Source organism: Collinsella aerofaciens (assembly GCF_040915425.1).
GTDB classification, from domain to species: Bacteria; Actinomycetota; Coriobacteriia; order Coriobacteriales; family Coriobacteriaceae; genus Collinsella; species Collinsella aerofaciens_BW.
Window position 1 is genome coordinate 1 of record NZ_JBCPDN010000017.1, and the last position, 22,767, is coordinate 22,767.

17 protein-coding genes and 1 CRISPR repeat array are annotated in these 22,767 nt (G+C 57.5%); of the genes, 10 read left to right on the forward strand and 7 right to left on the reverse strand.

The features are described from left to right. Window positions 1-157: 157 nt before the first annotated feature. A CRISPR array of direct repeats spans window positions 158-1,448; the repeat unit is 36 nt; unit sequence AGCGTATCACCTTGGGGAAGGGCGCGTGCTCAAGAC. A gap of 116 nt (window positions 1,449-1,564) precedes the next feature. Both cas9 and AB5164_RS03725 read right to left on the reverse strand, forming a co-directional pair. Further along, on the reverse strand, window positions 1,565-4,576 hold the full coding sequence (gene cas9, locus AB5164_RS03720) for a type II CRISPR RNA-guided endonuclease Cas9 (RefSeq protein WP_347479033.1): 3,012 nt from the start codon (window positions 4,574-4,576) through the stop codon (window positions 1,565-1,567). A 207-nt stretch (window positions 4,577-4,783) separates the two neighbouring features. Beyond that, window positions 4,784-5,422 carry a GyrI-like domain-containing protein gene (locus tag AB5164_RS03725; RefSeq protein ID WP_347479034.1) on the reverse strand — a complete coding sequence of 213 codons (639 nt, stop codon included), beginning with the start codon at window positions 5,420-5,422 and terminating at the stop codon, window positions 4,784-4,786. Between the two features lie 271 nt (window positions 5,423-5,693). Between AB5164_RS03725 and AB5164_RS03730 the strand changes: the two genes are divergently transcribed. Further along, on the forward strand, window positions 5,694-6,395 hold the full coding sequence (locus tag AB5164_RS03730; RefSeq protein ID WP_118206577.1) for an ABC transporter ATP-binding protein: 702 nt from the start codon (window positions 5,694-5,696) through the stop codon (window positions 6,393-6,395). Window positions 6,396-6,400: 5 nt separating this feature from the next. Further along, window positions 6,401-9,166, forward strand: a complete 2,766-nt coding sequence (locus AB5164_RS03735) for an FtsX-like permease family protein (RefSeq protein ID WP_368147816.1) — start codon at window positions 6,401-6,403, stop codon at window positions 9,164-9,166. Window positions 9,167-9,850: 684 nt separating this feature from the next. Here the strand turns inward: AB5164_RS03735 and AB5164_RS03740 are convergent. Together AB5164_RS03740 and AB5164_RS03745 are read right to left on the reverse strand one after the other, a co-directional pair. After that, a complete protein-coding gene (locus AB5164_RS03740; protein ID WP_368142711.1) occupies window positions 9,851-10,930 on the reverse strand; it encodes a 6-phosphofructokinase in 1,080 nt (359 codons plus the stop codon). Between the two features lie 138 nt (window positions 10,931-11,068). Beyond that, window positions 11,069-12,154 carry a carcinine hydrolase/isopenicillin-N N-acyltransferase family protein gene (locus AB5164_RS03745; protein ID WP_368142712.1) on the reverse strand — a complete coding sequence of 362 codons (1,086 nt, stop codon included), beginning with the start codon at window positions 12,152-12,154 and terminating at the stop codon, window positions 11,069-11,071. Window positions 12,155-12,315: 161 nt separating this feature from the next. Between AB5164_RS03745 and AB5164_RS03750 the strand changes: the two genes are divergently transcribed. Then, a complete protein-coding gene (locus tag AB5164_RS03750) occupies window positions 12,316-13,701 on the forward strand; it encodes a M18 family aminopeptidase (protein WP_347479042.1) in 1,386 nt (461 codons plus the stop codon). Window positions 13,702-13,982: 281 nt separating this feature from the next. Here AB5164_RS03750 and AB5164_RS03755 read toward each other — a convergent pair whose 3' ends face one another. The 3 genes from AB5164_RS03755 to AB5164_RS03765 all read right to left on the reverse strand — a co-directional run bounded on the left by AB5164_RS03755 (window position 13,983) and on the right by AB5164_RS03765 (window position 16,876). Beyond that, complete coding sequence (locus AB5164_RS03755; protein ID WP_368140833.1) at window positions 13,983-14,918, reverse strand: D-2-hydroxyacid dehydrogenase; 936 nt, start codon at window positions 14,916-14,918, stop codon at window positions 13,983-13,985. Window positions 14,919-15,051: 133 nt separating this feature from the next. Continuing rightward, complete coding sequence (gene map / locus AB5164_RS03760; RefSeq protein ID WP_152068565.1) at window positions 15,052-15,939, reverse strand: type I methionyl aminopeptidase; 888 nt, start codon at window positions 15,937-15,939, stop codon at window positions 15,052-15,054. Between the two features lie 160 nt (window positions 15,940-16,099). Continuing rightward, window positions 16,100-16,876, reverse strand: a complete 777-nt coding sequence (locus AB5164_RS03765) for a radical SAM protein (protein WP_368142713.1) — start codon at window positions 16,874-16,876, stop codon at window positions 16,100-16,102. Window positions 16,877-17,101: 225 nt separating this feature from the next. On the opposite strand from AB5164_RS03765, the gene AB5164_RS03770 reads away from it, so the two are divergent. The 7 genes from AB5164_RS03770 to AB5164_RS03800 form a co-directional block, all read left to right on the forward strand. Next, on the forward strand, window positions 17,102-17,899 hold the full coding sequence (locus tag AB5164_RS03770; RefSeq protein ID WP_152068563.1) for an alpha/beta fold hydrolase: 798 nt from the start codon (window positions 17,102-17,104) through the stop codon (window positions 17,897-17,899). A 211-nt stretch (window positions 17,900-18,110) separates the two neighbouring features. Further along, window positions 18,111-19,991 (forward strand): diguanylate cyclase, encoded by a 1,881-nt coding sequence (locus tag AB5164_RS03775; protein ID WP_368142714.1) that lies wholly within the window; start codon window positions 18,111-18,113, stop codon window positions 19,989-19,991. A 24-nt stretch (window positions 19,992-20,015) separates the two neighbouring features. Then, window positions 20,016-20,372, forward strand: coding sequence for an Hpt domain-containing protein (locus AB5164_RS03780; protein ID WP_089572324.1), 357 nt, complete (start codon window positions 20,016-20,018; stop codon window positions 20,370-20,372). A 251-nt stretch (window positions 20,373-20,623) separates the two neighbouring features. Next, complete coding sequence (locus AB5164_RS03785) at window positions 20,624-21,163, forward strand: hypothetical protein (RefSeq protein ID WP_195543988.1); 540 nt, start codon at window positions 20,624-20,626, stop codon at window positions 21,161-21,163. A gap of 8 nt (window positions 21,164-21,171) precedes the next feature. Continuing rightward, window positions 21,172-21,501: a helix-turn-helix domain-containing protein gene (locus AB5164_RS03790; protein ID WP_316366833.1), complete on the forward strand. Its 330-nt coding sequence runs from the start codon at window positions 21,172-21,174 to the stop codon at window positions 21,499-21,501. 144 nt (window positions 21,502-21,645) lie between these two features. After that, the gene (locus AB5164_RS03795) at window positions 21,646-22,407 is read left to right on the forward strand and encodes an ABC transporter ATP-binding protein (protein WP_117798468.1); all 762 of its coding nucleotides are present in this window, start codon (window positions 21,646-21,648) and stop codon (window positions 22,405-22,407) included. Then, window positions 22,404-22,767, forward strand: a 364-nt coding sequence (locus tag AB5164_RS03800) for a hypothetical protein (protein WP_368147818.1), incomplete at its 3' end; no start/stop codon positions are given. The genes AB5164_RS03795 and AB5164_RS03800, both read left to right, overlap by 4 nt.

Here is a 22,767-nt window from a genome sequence, read left to right on the forward strand (position 1 = left end):
ATTTAAACGGCTGAAAAAGGGGCATCGACCTGCGCCGATGCCCCCAACGTGGACACACATTTTGTCCTATAAGCCTAGATCTGAGGTCGAATCAGTCTTCTTTTTTGAGGCTTGAAACAGAAAAGCCCCTGTTAAAGGGGCTTTTCTGTGCGCACATAGCGTATCACCTTGGGGAAGGGCGCGTGCTCAAGACTAGGTACGCCAAGACTTAATGTTCTGCATGAGCGTATCACCTTGGGGAAGGGCGCGTGCTCAAGACTAAGGCGGTCACCGTCTGCCATTTCCATATAGCGTATCACCTTGGGGAAGGGCGCGTGCTCAAGACGGGGGTCGATACGGCCCCGATACTTTCGGTAGCGTATCACCTTGGGGAAGGGCGCGTGCTCAAGACCGTAAAGACGGCGAGACCGGTGATGACGCAAGCGTATCACCTTGGGGAAGGGCGCGTGCTCAAGACATGGACGGGCGTACCAAGGTGGACATTCCCATCGTATCACCTTGGGGAAGGGCGCGTGCTCAAGACCATGGACGAGGAGGCGAGCGATTTCGAATAAGCGTATCACCTTGGGGAAGGGCGCGTGCTCAAGACTGTTATGCGTGCGTATCCGTATGAGGGCGAAGCGTATCACCTTGGGGAAGGGCGCGTGCTCAAGACATTCACGGTGTAGAGGTTGTTGCTCATGGTAGCGTATCACCTTGGGGAAGGGCGCGTGCTCAAGACGCAACCGCTACGGCTACACTGTAACTCATTAGCGTATCACCTTGGGGAAGGGCGCGTGCTCAAGACTTGAACGTCTGGTCAGCCGTGAGCGTGATGAGCGTATCACCTTGGGGAAGGGCGCGTGCTCAAGACCTCACGCAGGCCGTGACCGACGTCGACATTAAGCGTATCACCTTGGGGAAGGGCGCGTGCTCAAGACCAGTCGTCGCAAGTCTCGTTCCATTGCCGTAGCGTATCACCTTGGGGAAGGGCGCGTGCTCAAGACAAGCCGTCCGCGCCGTCGGTTTCCTCGAAGAGCGTATCACCTTGGGGAAGGGCGCGTGCTCAAGACGTAGGCATGGCAGACGAGCGTGTTCGGGACAGCGTATCACCTTGGGGAAGGGCGCGTGCTCAAGACGGCGAACGTCAAGTCGTTCAACGTGAAGTTAGCGTATCACCTTGGGGAAGGGCGCGTGCTCAAGACTAGGTGGAGAAGTTGCTGTTCGGTGCCTGGAGCGTATCACCTTGGGGAAGGGCGCGTGTTCAAGACTGGGGGCAGGCACACGGCGTCGACGCACGGAGCGTATCACCTTGGGGAAGGGCGCGTGCTCAAGACATATGCGTCGTCCATACGTCGAGCGTGAGGAGCGTATCACCTTGGGGAAGGGCGCGTGCTCAAGACTGGAACCTCGACCACATCGACGTGTTCACCAGCGTATCACCTTGGGGAAGGGCGCGTGCTCAAGACCTACCATTCGACAGACTGGGAGCACGCCCGAGCGTATCACCTTGGGGAAGGGGGTCCTCAATCGAGCAAAAGGGCCCCGTACGTCAAAATGGGAGCGTACGGGGCGAGCGGTTACTTTATTTGATGGGAGATTCGCGGATAACAACAGGCGATAGGTCGTTGTTTAGTTGTCCAACGGTGGGGCAGCTTAGGTTCAATCTAGTAAGCCTGTCAGTAAAAGACCAGTTGGCACTATTGATGTTGTAGCCGCTAAATCGTCCGATGAAATCGCCGATTTGCACCAGATCATCAAAGTATATTTCCAATGGTGGCTTCGCCATGGCGCTTTTCGGAACAGGCTTCCAGGCTTTTCGACCAGTGTGGGCCTTCGCAATTCTAGGCACATACGTCCCATCCTTAAGTGCAGGAATATCCGCCTTATAGACGGGGTCTGCGTACCAAGCGCCCTGCCCCTTCTTGGCCTCCGGGTCATGCCAGAGCCTCAGGCACAACATCTCGCTCACCTTGATGACCGACTTCTCGTCTGCCGATACAACGGCGTTGCCCATGACAATGTCTTTGTCGGAGCCCGCTTTGCGAGCGAGGTCTTTACCCTGTGCGTTGACGCCGGCATAACGATAGACCGTCTGCTCAAACAGCTCGCCCTTTCCCTTGCGCGGAACAAAACGTGTGGGTACGACGAAATCGTGCGCCGCACGTACTTCGTTCGCAAAGGTCTCCCAGGGCATAACACTTTCGAGGGCCTTCATTATGGCATCGTGACGCTGAATCTCGTTCATACCTCTGGTTATGCTCCAGTGTGTCTCTTGGTTGAGCCGAGCGGTTTTAATCACGAGGCTTCGACTGCATGCTGCAATCACACAAGCATCGGTGGCATGGTGACGATCGTCCGAGCGATCCTTTTCGCCATTCGACCCAAAGTTTAGCCCCCACCTGCGACGCAGCCATGCGGTCGCTCTGCCAGTGGTAGGAACAACATGTGCCTTTGCGCCATCATCGGGGAACTGCAGGCAGTCTGCGAGATAGGCACATACCTCTCGTGACATATAGGCAGTATCGGTAAAGCTTCGAGCTAAGAAATCGCCCTCTTTGGCATCAAGATCTTTCTCCAACAAGAAGTTCTTTTTGCGACGGCTGAGTTTCTGATTTTCTTGAACGCGACGCTCAAAAGCATCCCATGAAGGCGCACCGTCGTGGGACATCCATTCGTAAGGCGTCTGTTCGCGTTTGTCCTGATTGCTTTTGGCGAGGACTAGGACTTTGTTGTTCCGCGAGTTTTCTCCTGTGCGAGAGAACGGCAGGATATGGTCGATCTGCGTGTAGGTGTCGTCGCTAATTAGGCGATCGACTTCGATTTTAGCGCCCGTGTAAAGGTCGAAGCATTCCTGCTCTTCCCACAGGCGGTACTTCTCTATCTGTTTGCCTGTGACCTCATCTGCCGTGCAGCCACGCAGTTCAGCAATTTGTCCGGCAATGCGCTCACGATTTTTCTCATTCTTCTTATTGGCCTTGGCAATCTCGTCTTTTGCGCGCTGAGGCAACCTGAGCTCTCGATCAAGCTCAACGTGGATTTCGTTTGGCACGCCCCACTTGCGGCAGATGGCGTTGACCACTTTTCGCATTTGCGACATGGAGCGAATGACGACCGGGTTGTTATTGGTTCGACCGGTGCGTTCAGCCCAGAGCTCATAGGGCATCAGGCGATCGGAGCGCTCGAGCTGGGCGCCAGCGATGCGAAGTCCCAGCAGGCCGCAGTCATTTTCGGCCTGCGTAAGGTTGAAGACCTCGGGCTCCTCGAGGCAATCGAGCAGCATGTCGAGTGCTTTTTTTGAACGGTTGCCATAGCCGTTAAGAGCTTTGGATGAATAGGGAAGCCTACAAAGCGCCTCGATTTCCGCTTCCGAAAGCGGCAGCCCCTGAAGCCTCTCCTGAAGTACGGGGAGAGCTGAAGAGTATGCCACCGCCTCCATAACGGCATCGGCGAGATCACGGTCATCGCGCAAACGCTGCAGGAGAATGGGGTTGGCTGCATTGAGGGTATTGCGGAGCACGCGCCATCCCTTGGGCTTGTACACCTCGCGTGTTTTTTCGTCGGCGGCTGGAACTCCCTTAAAGTAATCGCCGGAACTAAGGTCGAGCGCTTTTCTGAGGGCGCCGAATTTAACAGCACAATCTTTGTTGCCTCGAATTGGCTCGCACGAGAACAGGATTGCAATGCACTCATCGCGCTCCGTAGCGCTCAGGGCGCGAGAGGTCCCGTCATCGTGGATGATGGTGATGTTGCCGAGTGCCCCATAGGCTGAAACGAGTTCGCTCGTAAGCGTGCAGCGTGCGGCTCGTTTTTCTGTTGGGAAGTATGAGCAGTGTCCGACGAGGTCGTACGTGCGGCGGTCGAAGTCTTTGCGCGAACGCTCCCAATCGCAAACCTCGATATACGCGGCCTCAAGTTCCGGCGAAGCGTATTTGGAGCCAAAGGAGCGTTGAGCATCAAATAGGATATGAGTTTCTTCGATAAGCTGGGCGTGCGTTACACACTTGTCGTAATTGCCGCCGCGATTGCGACTTTGAGGTTGCTGAGCGAGCCATTCGCCAACGGTGCGGCACGAGGCCTCCGCAATTGCCTCCTTGTTGGCCGCAAGGGCAGATAGAACCTTGCCGCCTTCGCTTGATTTATCCTGATTGCCTTCTCCGTGGGGGATGTATCCACGGCGCTTGCAGAGGGAGTAAAGGACTAGCGCCCACTCGCGATCGCTGAGCAGGCGGTCAAGACCATCAACACGAAGCTTGAGCGGCTGCTTGTCGCCTTTTGTGGTGTGGAAGTACTCTTTGGTGGCGTCTTGGGGGATGAGGCCATGAGCCTTGAAGACTTGGAGACAGTGCTTCAAGCGCGCCTGGGTACGGTCAATGTTTCGACGGGTAGAGCGGAAGCCCCTGCGAATAACCGCAAGACTTTGGCCCGTTTTAGGATGAGTTGGAGAGTCAAATAATCTGACGCCCAAATCCAGGATTTCATGATTAGCTGTGTCGATAAGTGCGAATCCGCAGCTTGCAATACCTGGATCCATGCCAAGCACAAGATGCCTGGGAAGTCCGAGCTTCCCAATTTCGCGATTGATGGTGATCTCCATGGAGCATCCCTCTCTAATAAGAACTCTAGAGAACAGTACCATCGCGTGAGGACATGGGCCGAGCTTGTTAGCCGAGTGGTCATTTTGTTAGGCAAACGGAAACGATTTATACAGCCTTACATATCGGTTTCCGGATGATGCTGTTTGTTGAAATTGAAACCCGGCTGAATCCCGCCCTGAGATTGAATGGCGGGGCGGCGCTCCACGCTATTCAGCGCGCTTGATAGGATGACGAACCACAGTCTTAAGTTTCTCCGGCGCACACTTGCGTGGATCGGAGAGATAGATTTCGTGATGTAAACGGGTGTCTGAGAAGTCGGGGACATAGCCCTGCTCGGTCGTGTATTCATGCATGGCGTTTACGGTCGCCGGTTCGTTGTCGTAGGGCCCGGTGTGCATGCATTGAACGCAGAGACCCTCGTCAACTTTAAGCAGCTCGACGGCGGAAAAGTCCAGTTTCTTTTTGGTTGTGGCTTCCGCGACCGCCCAGTCAAAGTCATCTCGGGTGACGAAATCGGGCAGGCGGATGCACGAGATAAAGTTGAAATCGTCCTTGCGTACATAATCGATGTCGCCGCTCGGGGAGTCTTGCCACCAGAAACCCTCGAGCGGCGGTACCACAAAGTCGAAATAGCCCTCGATACTCCTTGAGCCTTTCTTCGACATCTTGATGGTATAGGCGATGCCGTAAAGCAGCGGCAGGGCGTTTTGATACTCGCCACCTTCGGTATTTGGGTCGCCCTTTCCGCGAACGGCAACGTAGCTCATAGGCGGGACAGTTACGATACTCGGCTTGCTTGCAGGTTTGTAGAGCTCCTTGCATTCCTTCTTAAAGTCGAACGCCATGTTGGCCGCCTTTCTGCGTATTGGCCTGCTTAGATAGCCGAATCATATCATAGAAACGAACAGCTGTTCGAATGATTTGGCTGACAGATTGAGATGCGTGCGTTGTGTTTGGCGGTCGGCCTGACCCAATCGATGATTTCTCTGCCTCCCCGGCGTCTCATCTATAGCTTCCATTTCCCCATATAAAACCCGCCAAAATAAACCTGTCCCTTTTTGGTAGGTGGGAAATGGGTAATACTAGAGAGTTATCCGACCAGATGGGAACCAATCGATGGCCTATATCGAATTTAAAGACGTCATCAAAGCATACGGCGAGGGCGATGCCCGCATCCACGCGCTCGACGGCGCGAGCTTTACGGTCGAGCGCGGCGAGCTCGCCATTATCCTGGGTGCCTCGGGTGCCGGCAAGACCACGGCGCTCAACATTCTGGGCGGCATGGATACGGCGACCTCCGGCACCGTGACGGTGGACGGGCGCGATGTGAGCTCCGCTAACGAGGCGCAGCTCGTGGAATACCGCCGCGCCGATGTCGGTTTTGTCTTCCAGTTCTACAATCTGGTTCCCAACCTGACGGCCCTCGAAAACGTTGAGCTCGCAGCTCAGATTTGCCCCGATTCGCTCGATGCCGAACAGACGCTTCGTCAGGTTGGCCTGGGCGAGCGCCTGGGCAACTTTCCGGCACAGCTTTCGGGCGGCGAGCAGCAGCGCGTGTCCATCGCCCGCGCACTGGCAAAGAACCCCAAGCTGCTTCTGTGCGACGAGCCCACGGGCGCGCTCGACTATAAAACCGGCAAGCAGATCTTGCAGCTGCTGCAGGATACCTGCCGCAAGCAGGGCATTACGGTCATCATCATCACGCACAACTCCGCGCTCGCGCCCATGGCCGATCGCCTGATTCGCTTTAAGAGCGGTCGCGTGGAGAGCGAGACGGTCCAGCAAAATCCCGTGCCTATCGAGACGATCGAGTGGTAGCGCCCATGGATCAGGACCGCCAAAACAGCCAACGCCGCGACGCGCGGAACACGGAGCGCGAGCAGGATTTTACGACCTACCGCACTGCCCAAAGCTCAAACGATATGGTGCCGACGGTTTTTCGCCGTGGCATCTACCGCACGATTCGGGGCAGTCTTAAGCGCTTTTTGTCCATCGTGGTTATCACCGCTCTCGGCGTGAGTGTGATGTGCGGCCTTAAGGCGGGCTGCGAGGATCTGTGCGATTCGGTCGACGCGTATTTTGACCAGCAGAATGTCTATGACATTAACGTGCAGTCGACCTATGGCCTTACACGCGACGATCTTGCGGCTATCCAAGAGGTCGACGGCGTCGAGACGGCTGAGGGTATCTACACCGAGACCGCCTACACCGCCGTGGGCACAACGCGCGAGCGAGTGGTCGTGCAAAGTCTCTCCAAGGAGAACATCGATCAGCCGGTGCTCGTGAACGGCGATTTGCCCGAGAGCGCCGATGAGGTCGCGGTGACTTCGAAGTTCCTGAAGGCTTCGGGCAAAAAGCTCGGCGATACAGTGAGTTTTGCCGCCAATGACGCAAGTTCATCGAACCAAAGCGCCAAGGATCAGTTTGCCGCGGGCGATTACACCATTACGGCCGAGGTCCTCGATCCCACTGATGTGAGCTCCGACTCGACAGTCAACGCCTTTCGCGCTGCTTCGGCGGCGGACTATAAGTTCTATGTGAGCGAGGACGCCGCGACATCTTCTTCCTACTCCGCGGTCCACGTGATCGTCGAGGGAGCCAAGAGCCTCAACTCCTATTCCGATGCCTACGCGGCAAAGATCAACAAGGTCAAGGACAATATCGAGAAGATCCGCGAGGAGCGTGAGAAGGCGCGCGCTAAGGAGCTGACAGTCGACACGCCGGCAAGCTTAGATGCGGCTGAGCGCCAGGCGAATATGCTCTTTGGGATTGAACAGGGCAACATCAACCGCATGGCAGAGGGCAGTGAGGAGCGCGTGCAAGCGCAGGCCGACCTGGACCAGCGTCGCGCCGCCGCCGACCAGCAGTTTGCCGATGCCCGCGCCGAGCTCTCTGACCTGGGCGAATGCACCTGGTACATCCAGGACCGCGGCAATATCGCAAGTTACTCGAGCGTGGAGAGCGATAGCTCGTCAATTGAAGCCATCGCCACGGTGTTCCCTTTCATCTTCTTTATCGTCGCCGTGCTCATCAGCCTCACTACCGCCACGCGTATGGTCGAGGAGGAGCGCACGCTCATTGGCCTGTACAAGGCGCTCGGCTACTCGCGCGAGCGCATCCTGTCCAAATACGTGGACTATGCGCTGTGGGCGTGCCTGATCGGCGGCGTGCTCGGCAATATCATCGGATTTGTGGGCCTGCCGCTGTTCCTGTTTACGGTGTTCGACGACATGTACTCGCTGCCCCAGATGCTGCTTTCGTACGATATCGTGTCGTCGCTCGTGTCGGTGGCGCTGTTTGCCGTGGGCGTGGTGGGCGCCACGATTATTGCCTGCCGCCACGAGATGGCCGAGACCCCAGCCTCGCTCATGCGCCCCAAGGCCCCGCGCGCCGGCTCGCGTATCTTGCTCGAGCGCATCGGCTTTATCTGGCGCCGCATGGGCTTTTTGAACAAGGTGGCAGCACGTAACCTGTTCCGCTACAAAAAGCGCGCCTTTATGACCATCTTTGGTATCGCGGGCTGTACGGCGCTTGTGATTTGCGGCATGGGCATTCGTGATACGTCGGTCGCGCTTTCGCCCAAGCAGTACGGGCATATCACGCGCTATGACCTGCTGGCGGTTGCCAATCCCGACGATTTTTCGCAGACGTGCGCGGCGCTCGACGAGCGAAGCGCAGCCAAGGATTCCGACGTGACCGTGACTTCGACGCTGCCGATTATGACCGACAACGTCACCTTTACATTTGGCGGCAAGAGCGAGACCGTGCAGCTGATCGTGGTGCCCGATGACCGCACGAGTGACTTGGGCGATTACGTGCGTCTGGAGGATGAGTCCAAAGAACCGCTGCCTTTGCGTGACGGAGACGTGTATCTGAGTAAAAGTTCACAGCTGGTGCTGGGGATTCAGCCGGGCGATACGGCTCACGTCCAGGATTCGTCGCTCAATGTTGCCAAGGTCAAAGTCAGCGACATTTCGCTTAACTATCTGGGCAACACGCTTTACATGACGCAGGGCACCTATGAGCGCGCGTTCGGTCGAAGTGCACGTCTTAACGGCGTCTTTGTGCTGCTTAAGGGTTCGTCGGCCGACCAGATTGCGTTTAGCAAGAATCTTAAGAGTGACGGTTGGCTTACGATTTCGAGTACGGCCGAGCATTGGGAAAACTATGAGGCGAACTTTACGATCATCAATTCGGTCGTGGTGCTTGTGACCTTTATGGCGGCGTGCCTATCATTTGTGGTGGTGTTTACGCTGTCCAACACCAACATTTCGGAGCGCAAGCGCGAACTGGCAACCATCAAGGTGTTGGGTTTCCGCCGCGGCGAGGTGCACCATTACGTCAACAAGGAGACGTTGATTCTTACAGCGATTGGCGCCGCGCTGGGCGTGCCGCTGGGTGGCTTGCTGGCCGAGAGCTTTACCTACATTTTGCAGATGCCGTCGCTGTATTTTGATGTTGAGGTCGAGCCACTGAGCTACGTGCTCGCCGTGGTGCTTTCCTTTGGCTTTACGTTTATCGTCAACCTCGCTACCAATCGCACCCTCAATAAGATCGACATGGTCGGTGCCCTCAAGAGCGCCGAGTAACCTGCCAAAAAGGGACAGGTTTATTTTGGCAGGTTTTATCTGGGCAAACGCCGGGCACCTACGGGTGACCCGGCGTTTGTTGCTTTGCTATGCTTTGCTATGCTTTGCTATGCTTTGCTATGCTTTGCTATCTTCTGCTCGCAGGCGTGGATGAGAGGCTCTCTTTAGCCTTCGAGATTGGGCTTGAATGGGTCATATGCCACAAAACGGGCCTATCTACTACGTTTAATTGGATACCCTCAACCATGCCGGGAAAACGAAAAATAAAACCGCAGGTAGAAGGTCTGTCGATTTTCGAAAAAGGCGGTCATGGTTGACCTCATCGAGTTAAACGTAGTAGATGACCCCTTTTCGTGGCGGACCATCAAACGAACGCCGACGCTTGTGCTGTAGCCGCTCCGATCATTCGTAAGTTGCGGTGGAATAGTTCCTAGATTCAGCCATTTGCGGGCTAAGCAGGAACTATTTCACCGCAACTTAATTTCAGACCAGGCACCCGCAGCAAGAAGACGAATAGCCTCGGACTCCCTAGTTACCGCAGGAGGCCCCAGGGCTTACCTCCCAAATCTTTCCGCAGGACGGAAGGATCCCGCCGCGCGAAGCGCACGGCGGGATCCTGACATGTCCGAGGACGATTTGGGAGGTAAGCCCTGGGGCCTCCGATGAGAGCAGTTCCAGCCGAGGCTATTCGTCGCCGAAGCTGATGCCCAACGCCTTGGCCTCACGCACCAGATCGCTCTGGGGGTCGACATACTTGAGCTTGCCGGCGACATCCTCGAGCGGCATGTGGCACATCTTGCCGTCGCGCAGGGCAATCATGTAGCCAAACTCGCCGCGCAGGCAGCCAAGCGCGGCCTCGACGCCGCACTGGGTCGCAAAGATGCGGTCCTGGGCGTCGGGCTGGCCGCCGCGCTGCGTGTGACCGGGGATGGCGACGCGGGCCTCGCGACCGGTCTTGGCCTCAATCTCCTTGGCGATGTCGTAGACAATCGACGGGCTCGTGCGCTCGGCGAGCTTCTTCTTGTACTCCTTCTTGGACAGCGCCGCGTCCTCCTTGGAGATAGCGCCCTCGGCGACGGCCACGATGGTAAAGCGGCTGCCGGTTTCCATGCGATGCTCAATGGTCTTGATGACCTGGTCCATGTCGTAGGGAATCTCGGGAATCAAGATGACATCCGCGCCGCCCGCGACGCCGGCGTACAGCGGGATCCAGCCAACCTTGTGGCCCATGATCTCGATAACAAACACGCGGCCGTGACTCGAGGCGGTAGTGTGGATGTCGTCGATGCACTTGGTGGCGACGTCGATGGCGCTCGTAAAGCCAAACGTCAGCTCGGTGCCCCAGGTGTCGTTATCGATGGTCTTGGGCAGCGCGATAACGTTGAGGCCCTCTTCGCGCAGGCGGTTGGCGGTCTTGGTGGAGCCGTTACCGCCCAGCATAAACAGGCAGTCGAGCTGCAGCTTATGATAGGTGTGGACCATCGCCGGCACCTTCTCGACACCATCGGCCTCGGGGGTATCCAGACGCTTGAACGGTGTGCGGCTCGTGCCCAGGATGGTGCCGCCGCGGGTGAGGATGCCGCTAAAATCGGCGGGCGTCATGACGCGGAACCTGCTGTAGATAAGGCCCTGATAGCCGTCCTCAAAGCCATAAATCTCGATAGGCTCTTCGCTATTGGTCATAAGCGTTTTGACGATGCCGCGCATGGTGGCGTTGAGCGCCTGGCAGTCGCCGCCACTGGTAAGAAGACCGATCCTGAGCATGATGAATCCTTCCGGGCAAGTTATAACATGCGCATAAGTTTACCCCCGCACACTGTTGATACGGGGGTAAACGTGTTAGCTCAAGCGTATGGAAATGTAAGCAACGTCAGGGAACGTAAGGTCGACGGGCCTGGCTCCTTACAGTGCGAAGGCGTCGACGTCGCCCCAGTGGCGGCGCAGCGTAATGGCGGCGGCGGGTTCGGTATTGTCAAAGACGACCGACCATTGCGTATTGCTGGTGATGTCTTCCGGATTGGGCTCTTGCGCTGCGGCACGCAGGGCTTCCCAGACAATCGTTTCGTCCTGGGCACCGACATGGGTATCAAGGACATCGGCGATTGCAACGGCGCGCTCTTTACCATGGCCCAGCTCGCCATTCTTTTGGTTGGGTAGCACTTCGTCGCCATAGCAGGCGTAGAAGTTCGTAACCTGGCGTACAGGAGTCGCTTTGAAAGCGCGGTCCGGATCGCGCGGGTCCCACTCTACTACGCGCGCGTCACCGGCGGCGTCGTTGATAAAGAAGTGGTAATCGCGTCCTGCCATAGCGTGCATGTCGTAGGCGGAAAGCAGGTCGACAGCTTCTTGCGTGGTGGCGGCACGGTCGAGCACCAGACGGATGGCGAGCGAGGTATTGATGACGGGGCGTTGCGTGTCCTGGTCACAGGGCTTGGAATCCAGAGTGAGTACGGCAATGGACACGCCGCATTCGTTAACACCGTCGAGCTGGGCAAACGGGCCCATGAGTGCGGCGGCGCGTCCGCCGACGGAGTCAAACGGAGTGTTATCGCCCAGGTTGTTAAGGGCAGCAAACCCGATGGAGGCATAGCCGTTGCGTGGGTGATTGCGCACCAGCAGCGCCGAGGTGTCGTCCTTAAAGTCGTAATTGCGACCGGTGCGCACGCGGCCTTCGGCATCTACGGCGACAAAAGCGCTGCAGGCAAACTGGGGCGCCTGGACATGTACCGGCACACCGGGCAGCACCTGCGCCACCACGGCATCGATGTAGGCCTGGTCGTCGCGCACGCCAGCGGCGATGATGCGATCAAGATCGTAGTCGTAGGCGATGTCGATTGCGTACAGGTCATAGCCGTCCGCGTAGCCGGTCAAGCGCTTGAGCGACGCGGCGGAATTGATTTGCTTGTGATAAACGATACCGGTGGCAGCGGCAAGGCCGACGGCGACTCCCGCGACACCGCAGGCGATGGCAATGTTACGTGGCTTCATGGCGGCTCCTCTCGTCCTGTTAGCGTAATTGTCGCAAAAGGTGCACGGGCATGATGGCTCAACTTGGTGAGCGGTGCGGGATTAAACACGGAATGAAGAGTGCAGCGCTGGCGCGGCGGGGTATGCTGGAAGGGACCATCAACCCAGCGAAAGGGGAGAGCATGACGGATCAGGAAACGCCCGAGCGCGCGCATGTGACGGCCGATGATATCGAGGCCGCCAACGACCTTATCGACTTTATCGAGGCATGCCCCAGCATGTTCCATACGGCGGCGACCATTATGGCCGAGCTCGACGAGGCGGGCTTTACCTACCTGTCCGAGAACGCGGCGTGGGACATCGAGCCGGGCGGGCGTTATTACACGCAGCGCAACACCTCGAGCGTTATCGCCTTTAAGGTGGGCGAGGACCTGGCTGCTACGTGGGGCGAGGACGGCGTTGCCGGCGACTACCATTTTCAGCTGACGGCGTCGCACAGCGACTCGCCGACGTTTAAGGTTAAGGCCGTGCCCGAGCTCGACGGCGCGGGCGAGACGCTGCGCCTGAACACCGAGGCCTACGGCGGCATGATCGACTACACCTGGTTCGACCGTCCGCTGGCACTCGCGGGCCGCGTGCTGGTACGCGAGGGCGACCGTATCGAGAGTCGTTTGCTCGCTACCGAGCGCGAAGTCGCCATCATCCCGAGCCTTGCCATCCACATGAACCGTGGCGTTAACGAGAGCTTTGCTCCCAACCGAGCCGTCGACCTGTGCCCGCTCATCAGCGCCGGCGAACTCAAGCAGGGAGATTTTGATGCCCTGATTGCCGAAGAGCTGGACGTTGAGCCCGAGCAAATTCTGGGCCGCGATTTGTTCCTGGTCAACCGCCAGGATGCGCGCATTTGGGGCTGGGCCGACGAGTTTATCTCGACGCCCAAGCTTGATGACCTGGCTTGCGCCTATACCTCGCTACAGGCATTTTTGGGCACCGAGAACGCGCACGACGTCTCGGTCTTTTGCTGCTTTGATAACGAGGAGGTTGGCTCCGAGACCAAGCAGGGCGCCATGTCGACCTTCTTGGCCGACGCGTTGCGACGCATCAACGGGTCGCTGGGCTTCGATGACGAGTCGTACCATCGCGCGCTTGCCGCCTCGATGCTTGTGAGCTGCGACAACGCGCATGCTGTGCACCCCAACCATGCCGAGAAGTGCGATGCCCGCAACCAGGTCGTACTCAACGGCGGTATTGTCATCAAGGAAGCCGCCAACCAGCACTACTGCACCGATGCCTTTAGCCGCGCGGTGTTCCAAGCCATCTGCGATGACGCCGACGTGCCCACGCAGGCCTTCGCCAACAAGAGCGATATGGCGGGCGGTTCGACCCTGGGCAACCTGTCGAACATGCAGGCGAGCATGCATGCCGTTGACGTGGGCCTGCCGCAGCTTGCCATGCACTCGAGCTACGAGACCGGCGGCGTGCGCGACGTGATGTGTGCCATCCGCGCCCTCACGGCCTTCTACGAGCGAAACCTAACCATCAACGGCGCCGAAAGCGTGGAGCTCTAAAATCGACCAAGATGAGATGACAATTTTGGCAGGTTTTATCTGGGCAAATGCTTCAACGCCAACGACAAGACGGAACTGCTAGGACTTCATAGGCAGAGCCTGCGCTAGTCAGATCCCGCAGGTCGAATAAAAGTCAGCGAGAGCCCGCCGTTTGAGTCAAGGTGCCGTGAAATGAAAAGGCGCTGACCTTCTGGTCGCGCCTTTAAAATTGAACGGCAGATTGGCCAAACGGCGGGCTCGCAGCGTCGGCTCATTACGCCGTTTGTAAAACGGCGCAATTCTTAATGTTCGATCCAGCAGCGCAGGGTTTCGCCGGCTTGCAGATGGCGAAGATTTTCCGCGGCGATGTCGACCACGTTGTTGAGCGTGGCGGCCAGATGGAACCAACCGGAGACGTGCGGCGTGATGAGCATGTTGGGCGCATCCCACAGCGGGCTTGTCTCAGGCAGCGGCTCGGGGTCGGTGACGTCGACCGCGGCACCGGCGAGATGTCCCGACTCCAGAGCGACAACCAAGTCGTCGGCGACCACAAGATCGCCGCGGCCGCCGTTGGCAAAGAAGGCGCCCGGCTTCATCGCGGCGAAGAACTTGGCATTCGCCAGACCGCGGGTCTCGGGCGTGCTCGGCATAAAGGATGCGACGACATCGGCCTCGGCCAGGCGCTCAGACAGGGCATCCATGCCGTCCATGTCCTCAAATACAATGGGGTAGACGAGCGGATGGCGCTTGATGCCGCGGACGTGCGCGCCCATGCTGCGGCAGAGCGTGGCGAAGTGGCCGCCGATATCGCCCGCGCCCAGCACCAGCACGTTGGCGTTTTTGAGCGAGGTGACCGGGCCCAAATCCTCCCAGCGATGCTCGCGCTGCAAGTCGTGATAGCCGGGCAGGCGCTTCATCATAGACAGCACCATGGCAAACATGTGCTCGCTTACGGCCTGGCCGTAGGCGCCCACCGAGCAAGACAATTTGGCGTCGGCCGGCACAGTGCCGGCGGCAAGGTAGTCGTCATAGCCGGCGGTCTGCAATTGCAACAGCTGGAGATGGTCGCATGCCGTGAGCATGCCAGGGTCGATGTTGCCCAGGATCACGTCGGCATCGGCGACCTGCTTGCGCGTGGCGGCGTCGGCGCTCGTGTAGATAAAGTCCTCGCCTGGAGCGCTCGACTCGAGGATCGCATGATGGCGGTCATTGACGGGCAACAAAACCAGGATGTTCACAAGCAGTCCTCTCCGCTCGACCTGCCAAAAAGGGACAGGTTTATTTTGGCAGGTTTTATCAGGCAAAACGCTATAAAAATGCCGAGCTTCGCGATGGTTAACATATCTATCGCGAAGCCCGGCGCATCCACGGCTACCAGCTCAGCAGCTCGTAACCGTCCTCGGTCACCACGAGCTGCACCTCGCACTGAGCCGAATCGCTACCGTCCTTGGTGCGCACGCACCAGCCGTCGCCCTTGCTAATCTTGATGTCGGGCGCTCCGGCGTTGACCATGGGCTCGATGGTAAAGACCATGCCCGGAGCCATGATGGTGTCCACATCGGGCGCCTCGGTGGTAAAGCCCACAAATGGGTCCTCGTGGAACTCTTTGCCAATGCCGTGCCCGCCGTACTCGCGCACCACGCTAAAGCCGGCGTCCTCGACCGTCTTTTGCACGGCCTCGGCCATCACGGACAGCGGCAGCCACGGCTTGACGGCGGCCAGACCCGCCTCCACGCTGGCACGGGTGACCTCGACCAGGTGCTGGCGCTCGGCAGAGACCTCGCCGATGCAGAACATGCGGCTCGAGTCGCTAAAGTAGCCGTCAAGAATCGTGGAGCAGTCGACGTTGATGATGTCGCCCTCGTGCAGCACGTCCGTGTCGCAGGGGATACCGTGGCAGACCACATCGTTGATCGAGGTGCACACACTCTTGGGATAGCCCTCGTAGTTGAGGTCGGCCGGCGTGCCACCGTGCTCGACGGTGTAGTCGTAGATCATCTGGTCGATCTGGTTGGTGGTCATGCCCGCGGAGATATGCTCGCCCACATAATCGAGCACGCCCACGTTGATGGCTGCCGAGCGCTTGATGCCCTCGATATCGGCGGGCGTCTTGTAGAGCGTGCGGGGCAGAACCTCCCAGCCCTCTTCCCACAAGCGCTCGAGGCGCTCGTCGAAGGCGCTATGGCATTTCTTATATTTTTTGCCGCTGCCGCACCAGCAAGCGTCGTTGCGACCGGGCACGGGTCCGTTGTCAAACATGGCTAACTTCCTTTCATCCGCAGCTAGTATAGCCCACCCACGCGTCCATTAAAGTTGCGGTGATATAGTTCCGATTTAAGCGGTTTAACAGCATAAATAGGAACTATATCACCGCAACTGATGGAGCGGGATGGCTGACACTGGCTGCTGCGTGGTTTTGCTAGTAGCTCACTTGGCAGGGAATGCCGAGGGCGCGCACACGTGCAGCGATCGTGTCGAGCGCCTCGGGCGCTGCTTTGGCAAGGCCGGCGACCGGTGTCTCGCGCGCTACCGTGTAGATGGTTGCTTCTTGTGGGCGAATGCGCTCGAGCGCCACGAGCCAGGGGGCAACGTACTCCTCGCCGGTGTTGTCGATGGGCTTGCCCTGATACTCACCGGTCAAAAAGATCGTCTGGATAATGACATGACCGTTAAAGCTCGCGAACGTCTCGATCTGGTGCTCGACGTCGTAGGGGCCAACGGGCTGGTCGAGCAGCTGGATAAACGCCGGGTCGACGGTATCGAGCTTGAGGATGTTGTCGTCGACCATCATGAGCGCGTCGTGCACCTGGGGGCGGTCGGCGCGCGTACCGTTGGAGAGCACGGCGATCTTGGAGTTTGGGGCAAGCTTGTCGCGCAACGCGACGGCGCCGGCGATGGCCTGCGGAAACTCCGGTGCGGCAGTGGGCTCGCCGTTGCCTGCGAAGGTGATCACATCGGGGAGCTCGCCCTCGGCTGCCATCTCGCGCAGCTTTACCTCGAGCGCGTCGAGTACCACGGCAGCTGTGTTGTACGGCTCATGACAGGGGCGCTCGGCGTTGAGGCCGTTTTCGCAGTAAATGCAGTCGAACGTGCAGATTTTGCCGCTGGCCGGCATCATGTTGACGCCGAGCGAGAGACCAAGGCGACGGCTGCGAACGGGCCCAAAGATGGGGCTGGCATTCAAAAACGTAGACATAGGCATATGCTCCTCAAGACAATTGTGCCTAAGCATAGCATCGGCTCCAAAACAAGGTGCGGGCTCTTGCTTTACAAGTTTCGTTTTTTCACGTCGCTCATTATGCTGCGCCATGAAAAGCCTCGGCTCGGGTACAGTTAATTTGTTAACAAGGCATAAGGCAATGCGGGTCCATCCAACCGTACTGACGTGCAACTGGATGGGCGTTGATGATGGGGGCACAACATGGATTTTACGGTCGAGAATGCGGGCACCACGATTGCCTGTCGCGAATATGCCGGCCCGGATGTGTTGCCTGATACTCCTGCCTTGGTGTGCGTGCACGGCGCTTGTGTCGACGGCACATTTTTCGATGGCATCGCTTGTGAGCTCAGTCGCAACTACCGCGTAATTGCCTACGACCGCCGCGGCTGCGGCGGCAGCAGCGAAGCGGCAGACGGCAGCTATGATCTTTCCACTCAGGCCGCCGATCTGCAGGCCGTGATCGAACACGTTGGCGCTCCGACAAATGTGCTTGCGCACAGCGCCGGTACGTTGGTGGCGCTGGAGCTTCTTCGCACCGAACCCCATCTCATCGCCCGTGCGATTCTGCATGAGCCGGCTGTGTCGGCCGAAGGCGTCGGCATGGGCGCAGCTCCGGTTTTGCTCGATATGATTGCGGCTGGAAAGGTTTCAAGGGCGCTCCGGCTTTTCTTGGGAGCCCTCGGCGACTTGGATCCCGAGGCTCCTGGGACGACCGAAGCGGAAGCCAAACATGCCCTGCGCAATGGTCGTTGCTTCATGGCCAATGAATACGGAACAAATATGACTTACGTTCCCAATTGGGATAGTGTCCGCGCATCGAAGTCCGTTGCTGCTGTGCTTCTCGGCGAGCTCTCGGTCGGTACGCCCCGCGAGGCTGGCACGCGAGCGGCTGCCGAATATCTCGATTGCCCCCTCGTGACGATCCCGGGCGCGCATAACGGTCTGCGCGATCGCCCCGTTACGGCGGCAAACGCCGTTCGCGATGTCTTGGAGCGTTAGCGCGCTCGATGACCTGCGGGGAGAGGGGCTGTTAGCGTTTCGTCATTGTTAACGAATGCGCCCATAACCGCGCACCCGCGGCTCCATTACCGCCGCTTGCCAGGTCATAAAAATGTAACGATAATCGCGCGTTTGCCTTCAGCTGTTAGATGTTACCCTTGTACCAATTGATATGCACCGTTGCCGTGCGTAACGATAGAAGGGGCCCCATATGCTCAATAATCACGAGGCCAATCTAACCGACGAGGAGGCTGCCGCCGAGGTCGCCCGCGTCGCGCAGACCTACCCCGTGGTGCGTTTGCTGTCGGCCGATCAGATTAAGAGCGAGCCTAACTGCTTGCTCGCCGGCGATCGCTGCCCTTGTCTGCGTCAGTCGAGTCTTGAGGCCTTGGCAGATTCGGGTGAGGTGTCGGAGCAACTGCTCAACGATGGTGTTGAGTACCGCGCCCGTCTGCGCCCTCTAAAGGTCGAGGGCGAGCCTCACGTCCTGCTGATGGTGCGTCCGATTGATGAGCAAGAGGCCACAGAAGAGGACCTTGTCTACACCGACGTGCTGACGAGTGTGCGTAATCGCCGATATTACGAGGAAAAGCTCCGTAGCGCCCGCATGAATGCCGGCGTTGCGATGATTGACCTTGATGATTTTAGGGTCTTCAACGATACATGCGGCCATCATGCCGGCGACCTTGCACTCGGTGCTGTGGCGACAGCCATACGCAGCGGAATTCGTTCGACTGACGAGCTTGTGCGCTATGGCTGTGACAAGTTTGTGGTTGTCATGCCCAATATTCCCTCCGATGACTTCACCCGTCGCCTGCATCAGGTATCCGATGCCGTTCATGCCACGATTGTTCCGGGCCATGAGTACGCGAGCTTGACGGCATGTGTTGGTGGCGTTCTCATTCATGGCGAGACGGTCGATGAGGGCGTTGGCCGCGCCGTCCAGTTATTGAGCCGCGCAAAGGCGAAAGCCGGTACGGTCGTGACTGATGCCGATTCCATCGAGGCCTTCCAAAGCGAAAAGCCTTTGGTGCTTATTGTCGATGACTCCGAGATGAACCGAGCCATTCTCAACGAGATGCTCAAGGACGAGTATTGCATCCTCGAGGCCGATAGCGGTCGTACGGCGCGCGACATGGTCGACCGCCATGGCGATGAGTTGTCGCTCGTGCTGCTGGACATTGTCATGCCGGGCATGAGCGGCTTTGAGGTGCTGGCCGATCTATCGCACCGATCGGCTACTGACAATCTGCCTGTCATCATGATCTCGAGCGAAGATTCCGACGATGTGGTTCTGCGCGCGTACGAGCTGGGCGCCTCGGACTATATCAACCGCCCGTTTGACTCCCGTGTCGTGCGCCGCCGTGTAAGCAACACCATCCGCCTATACGCCAAGCAGCGCCGCCTGACGAACCTGCTGTCCCAGCAGTACAACGAGCGCGTCAAGAACAGTCGTATGCTCATCGACATCATGGCCGGCGTCATGGAGCTTCGCAACGGCGAGAGCGGCAGGCACGTTACGAACATCGAGAAGCTGACCGAGCTGCTGCTTGGCTGTCTGGTCCGGCGTAGCGACACGATCTCCCTCGACAATGAGGAACGCTCCACGATCGCCCTGGCTTCGGCGCTGCACGATATCGGCAAGATGCCGATAGACGATGCGATTCTCAACAAACCTGGACGCCTTACGCCCGAGGAGTTCGAGATTATGAAGACGCATACCACGATCGGCGCCGACATGCTGCTTGAGTTGGGTAGCCAGCACGCCGGCAATGCGCTTATGGAATATGCGTACCAGATTGCGCGTTGGCACCACGAGCGCTGGGACGGCAAGGGTTATCCCGATGGCCTTAAGGGCGACGAAATTCCCATTGCCGCACAGGTGGTTTCGGTGGCCGACGTGTACGATGCGCTGACGAGCGTGCGCGTGTACAAGGACGCCATCCCGCACAAGGAGGCAATCCAGATGATTCTGGACGGTAAGTGCGGCACCTTTAACCCGTTGCTGCTCGACTGTTTGCTCGAGGTGCAAGACCAAATTGCCGAGACATTGGCACGCCCCGCCGATGTCGTCGCGTTTCCTACGATTTAGTTTGACCAAAGGAGTTTTTAATCCATGATTTCCATGCGTGAGGCGTATGAGAAGATCGGCGCTAATTATGATGACGCGTGCGCTCGGCTGATGGGCGGGGAAATGCTTGCCCGCTTTGCCCTCAAGTTTTTGGATGACGAGAGCATGGACAAGCTGGAGGCCGCCATGGCGGCGGGAGACGCCGAAGGTGCGTTTATGGCAGCGCACACGCTCAAGGGCGTGAGCCAGAACCTGGGATTCGATAATCTGTACGAGCCGGCGGTCGTGGTGACCGAGGCGTTGCGCGGCGCCGATGCCGTTGACGGCGCTCGCGAGGGAATGCATGCGTTGCAGCAGCAATATGCGGCAACGATGTCGGCCCTGCGCGAGGCGGCCGAATAAGAGCTTGCGGGCCTTGATGACTATGAGAGTGGATAATCTCCCGTTTTAGGCCCGGTGGCGGCCTCAAAGTGGGAGATTATCCACTCTCGTTCGATATGTGTCCAAAAATCCACGCTCACCCCTCCGGGTTAGTAAATGGCCTATGCGCACTGGCGGGGCTTTCCGCATGCAATCAATATCGTTGTTCGATAAACTGTTCGAATAACGATAGAGTCGATGAGGGTGAGTGTATGTCTAACAGCGTTCAGCGTATGGCCAAAGCGGGCGAAAATATCAGGAAGCTTGGCTTTTGCATGGCAGCCGTTTTTGCAGGGATGCTCGTCGCTTTTGCCGCGTTGGTTGTTTACGTGATCTGGTATGCGGTTGCAAACGTTGCCTCTGTCGATTCTTTCGGCGTCGTGACGCTTCTCGATGGCGGGTGCATCGTTATCCCAAGCGGACTGTGCCTGGCACTCGTCGTGGGTATTTCGCTTGTCGTTCTGTGTGGGATCAGCCGTAACATCTCGCGAGGCGTCTCGCCCTTTACCAAGACGCATGTGCGGCTTATCCGTGTTCTTGCGCTTGCCTTTGCTGTTAACGCCGCGGTTTCGCTTATTGGTGCCTACGGATCGGTCAATCTTACCATTGGTGGGCTGGAGCTTTACGTCGTGCCTCATTCCTTCGTTATTGAGATTTGCCAAGGCGTTGCCTTTGATGCGGGGTCGCTTATCGGCGCGGCTGTCTGTCTGTGTATCTCGGTGATCTGGAGTTATGCCTCGCTGCTCCAAGAGCAGTCTGACGAGCTTGTGTAGGAGGAAGCATGAGCTATCTCATCATCGAGCTTGAGACGCAGCTACTTAAGACCGGAAAGACCAGTGCTGATCTGATTCGTGCCACGGGGCATACTCCGGCTAATATTTCTAAGCTAAGAAACGGAAAAATTAAAGCTATTCGCCTTAAGACGCTTCTCGATATTTGCGATGAACTTGACTGTCAACCGGGAGATATTATTCAGCGCGTGAGCGAGAAAGAGCTTGAGGAGCTTATTGTTGAGCGTGCAAAAAATGTCGTGAGGCAGATGCGGGACGGCGGAGGCAATGAGGCGTTGCTTCCGACATCAGTCTTTGCTGTAGATTTGAGCGACGAGTAGCATAAAGCGAACAACTATAACGAAATATCAGCGTAAAGGGGCCCGTGTCTAACACGGGTTCTTTCTTTTAGATTACCTTGACAAATATGAGTTATCGAAAAACAATAACAACTATGAAAAACGATAAAGGAAAGAAGGAACGATATGAGCGGTTTTGCTATCAAGCAGAACGGGAGGCCGATGAACGCATCAGCGATAAAGTTATCAAAGGTGTCAAAGCGCTACGGGAAACGGCGCGTTTTGCATGACGTTTCCTTCGAGGTGCATCAGTCTGAGCTCCTTGCCCTTGTTGGTGCAAACGGTGCGGGCAAAAGCACGCTTATTAAAATCGTCTTGGGCCTCTGCGAGCCGTCGTCGGGGAGCGTGGAGCTCTTTGGGGGCAAGTCGAAAAAAGAGCTGAGCCTGATGCGGACGCGTGTCGGCTATGTGCCAGATTCCTGCGGAGCATACCAATCCCTCAGTGCGGCTGAGAATCTTCGGATCCGATGTGCGGAATGGGGGCTTGATGCGAATCGTGAGATTCCTCGCGTTTTGAGCCTAGTCGGGCTGGACGTCGAAGAGAAAAAGAGCGTGAACAGTTTTTCTCTGGGAATGAAACGGCGGCTGGATATAGCTACGGCTTTGTTGGGCGACACCGACGTACTAATTTTCGATGAGCCGGCAAATGGATTGGACCCGCTGGGCATCGAGAGTATATGGGCCCTTATCGGTCGATTGAATCGAGAACAGGGTAAGACCATGCTCGTCTCTAGCCATGATTTGGATGAGTTGGCATCAGTTGCAACAAGTTGCGTGTTTATTCATGACGGCGAACTGCTGAAAAAGGAATCGATGGACGTCATAAGGGATGAGGCGTCGTCCCTAAAAGAGTATTACAGGCGCTTGATGAAGGCGGTCTCGCTATGAAGCGGGCGATCCATCCCATAAAGGCAGATATGATGCGTTTGCACAGGATGTTTCCGGCGAAGTTTGGTCTTGCGCTTATTCTGGCGTTCGGCCTTCTCTTCGGTGTCTTTCTAAAAAACGGAACAACGTTGCTCGCCTTTGGCAATAGCGTGTTTGGGGAGGATATTGGTTTCTGCTGGAATGTAATCGATCCTTCTGCACCCGATGAGTCCCTTGTGCGCAGTGCTTTTGCCGGCACGTCTCTGTTCGTTCCGCTCATCGTTTGCCTGGCGATTTTACAGGAGCGCGGCTATGAAGAGGGGCACCGAATTTCTTCAGCAAGAGGTCTTACCCGCTTTAATGGGGCCCTAGCACATGTGC

Excerpts from the sequence above, each read along its gene's own strand:
- AB5164_RS03790 (WP_316366833.1), top strand. The coding sequence starts at position 21,172 with ATGAGCTATCTCATCATCGAGCTTGAGACGCAGCTACTTAAGACCGGA.
- AB5164_RS03780 (WP_089572324.1), top strand. The coding sequence starts at position 20,016 with ATGATTTCCATGCGTGAGGCGTATGAGAAGATCGGCGCTAATTATGAT.
- AB5164_RS03725 (WP_347479034.1), bottom strand. The coding sequence starts at position 5,422 with ATGGCGTTCGACTTTAAGAAGGAATGCAAGGAGCTCTACAAACCTGCA.
- AB5164_RS03765 (WP_368142713.1), bottom strand. The coding sequence starts at position 16,876 with ATGTCTACGTTTTTGAATGCCAGCCCCATCTTTGGGCCCGTTCGCAGC.
- AB5164_RS03795 (WP_117798468.1), top strand. The coding sequence starts at position 21,646 with ATGAGCGGTTTTGCTATCAAGCAGAACGGGAGGCCGATGAACGCATCA.
- AB5164_RS03770 (WP_152068563.1), top strand. The coding sequence starts at position 17,102 with ATGGATTTTACGGTCGAGAATGCGGGCACCACGATTGCCTGTCGCGAA.
- AB5164_RS03730 (WP_118206577.1), top strand. The coding sequence starts at position 5,694 with ATGGCCTATATCGAATTTAAAGACGTCATCAAAGCATACGGCGAGGGC.
- AB5164_RS03745 (WP_368142712.1), bottom strand. The coding sequence starts at position 12,154 with ATGAAGCCACGTAACATTGCCATCGCCTGCGGTGTCGCGGGAGTCGCC.
- AB5164_RS03785 (WP_195543988.1), top strand. The coding sequence starts at position 20,624 with ATGGCCAAAGCGGGCGAAAATATCAGGAAGCTTGGCTTTTGCATGGCA.
- map (WP_152068565.1), bottom strand. The coding sequence starts at position 15,939 with ATGTTTGACAACGGACCCGTGCCCGGTCGCAACGACGCTTGCTGGTGC.
- AB5164_RS03740 (WP_368142711.1), bottom strand. The coding sequence starts at position 10,930 with ATGCTCAGGATCGGTCTTCTTACCAGTGGCGGCGACTGCCAGGCGCTC.
- AB5164_RS03750 (WP_347479042.1), top strand. The coding sequence starts at position 12,316 with ATGACGGATCAGGAAACGCCCGAGCGCGCGCATGTGACGGCCGATGAT.
- cas9 (WP_347479033.1), bottom strand. The coding sequence starts at position 4,576 with ATGGAGATCACCATCAATCGCGAAATTGGGAAGCTCGGACTTCCCAGG.
- AB5164_RS03735 (WP_368147816.1), top strand. The coding sequence starts at position 6,401 with ATGGATCAGGACCGCCAAAACAGCCAACGCCGCGACGCGCGGAACACG.
- AB5164_RS03775 (WP_368142714.1), top strand. The coding sequence starts at position 18,111 with ATGCTCAATAATCACGAGGCCAATCTAACCGACGAGGAGGCTGCCGCC.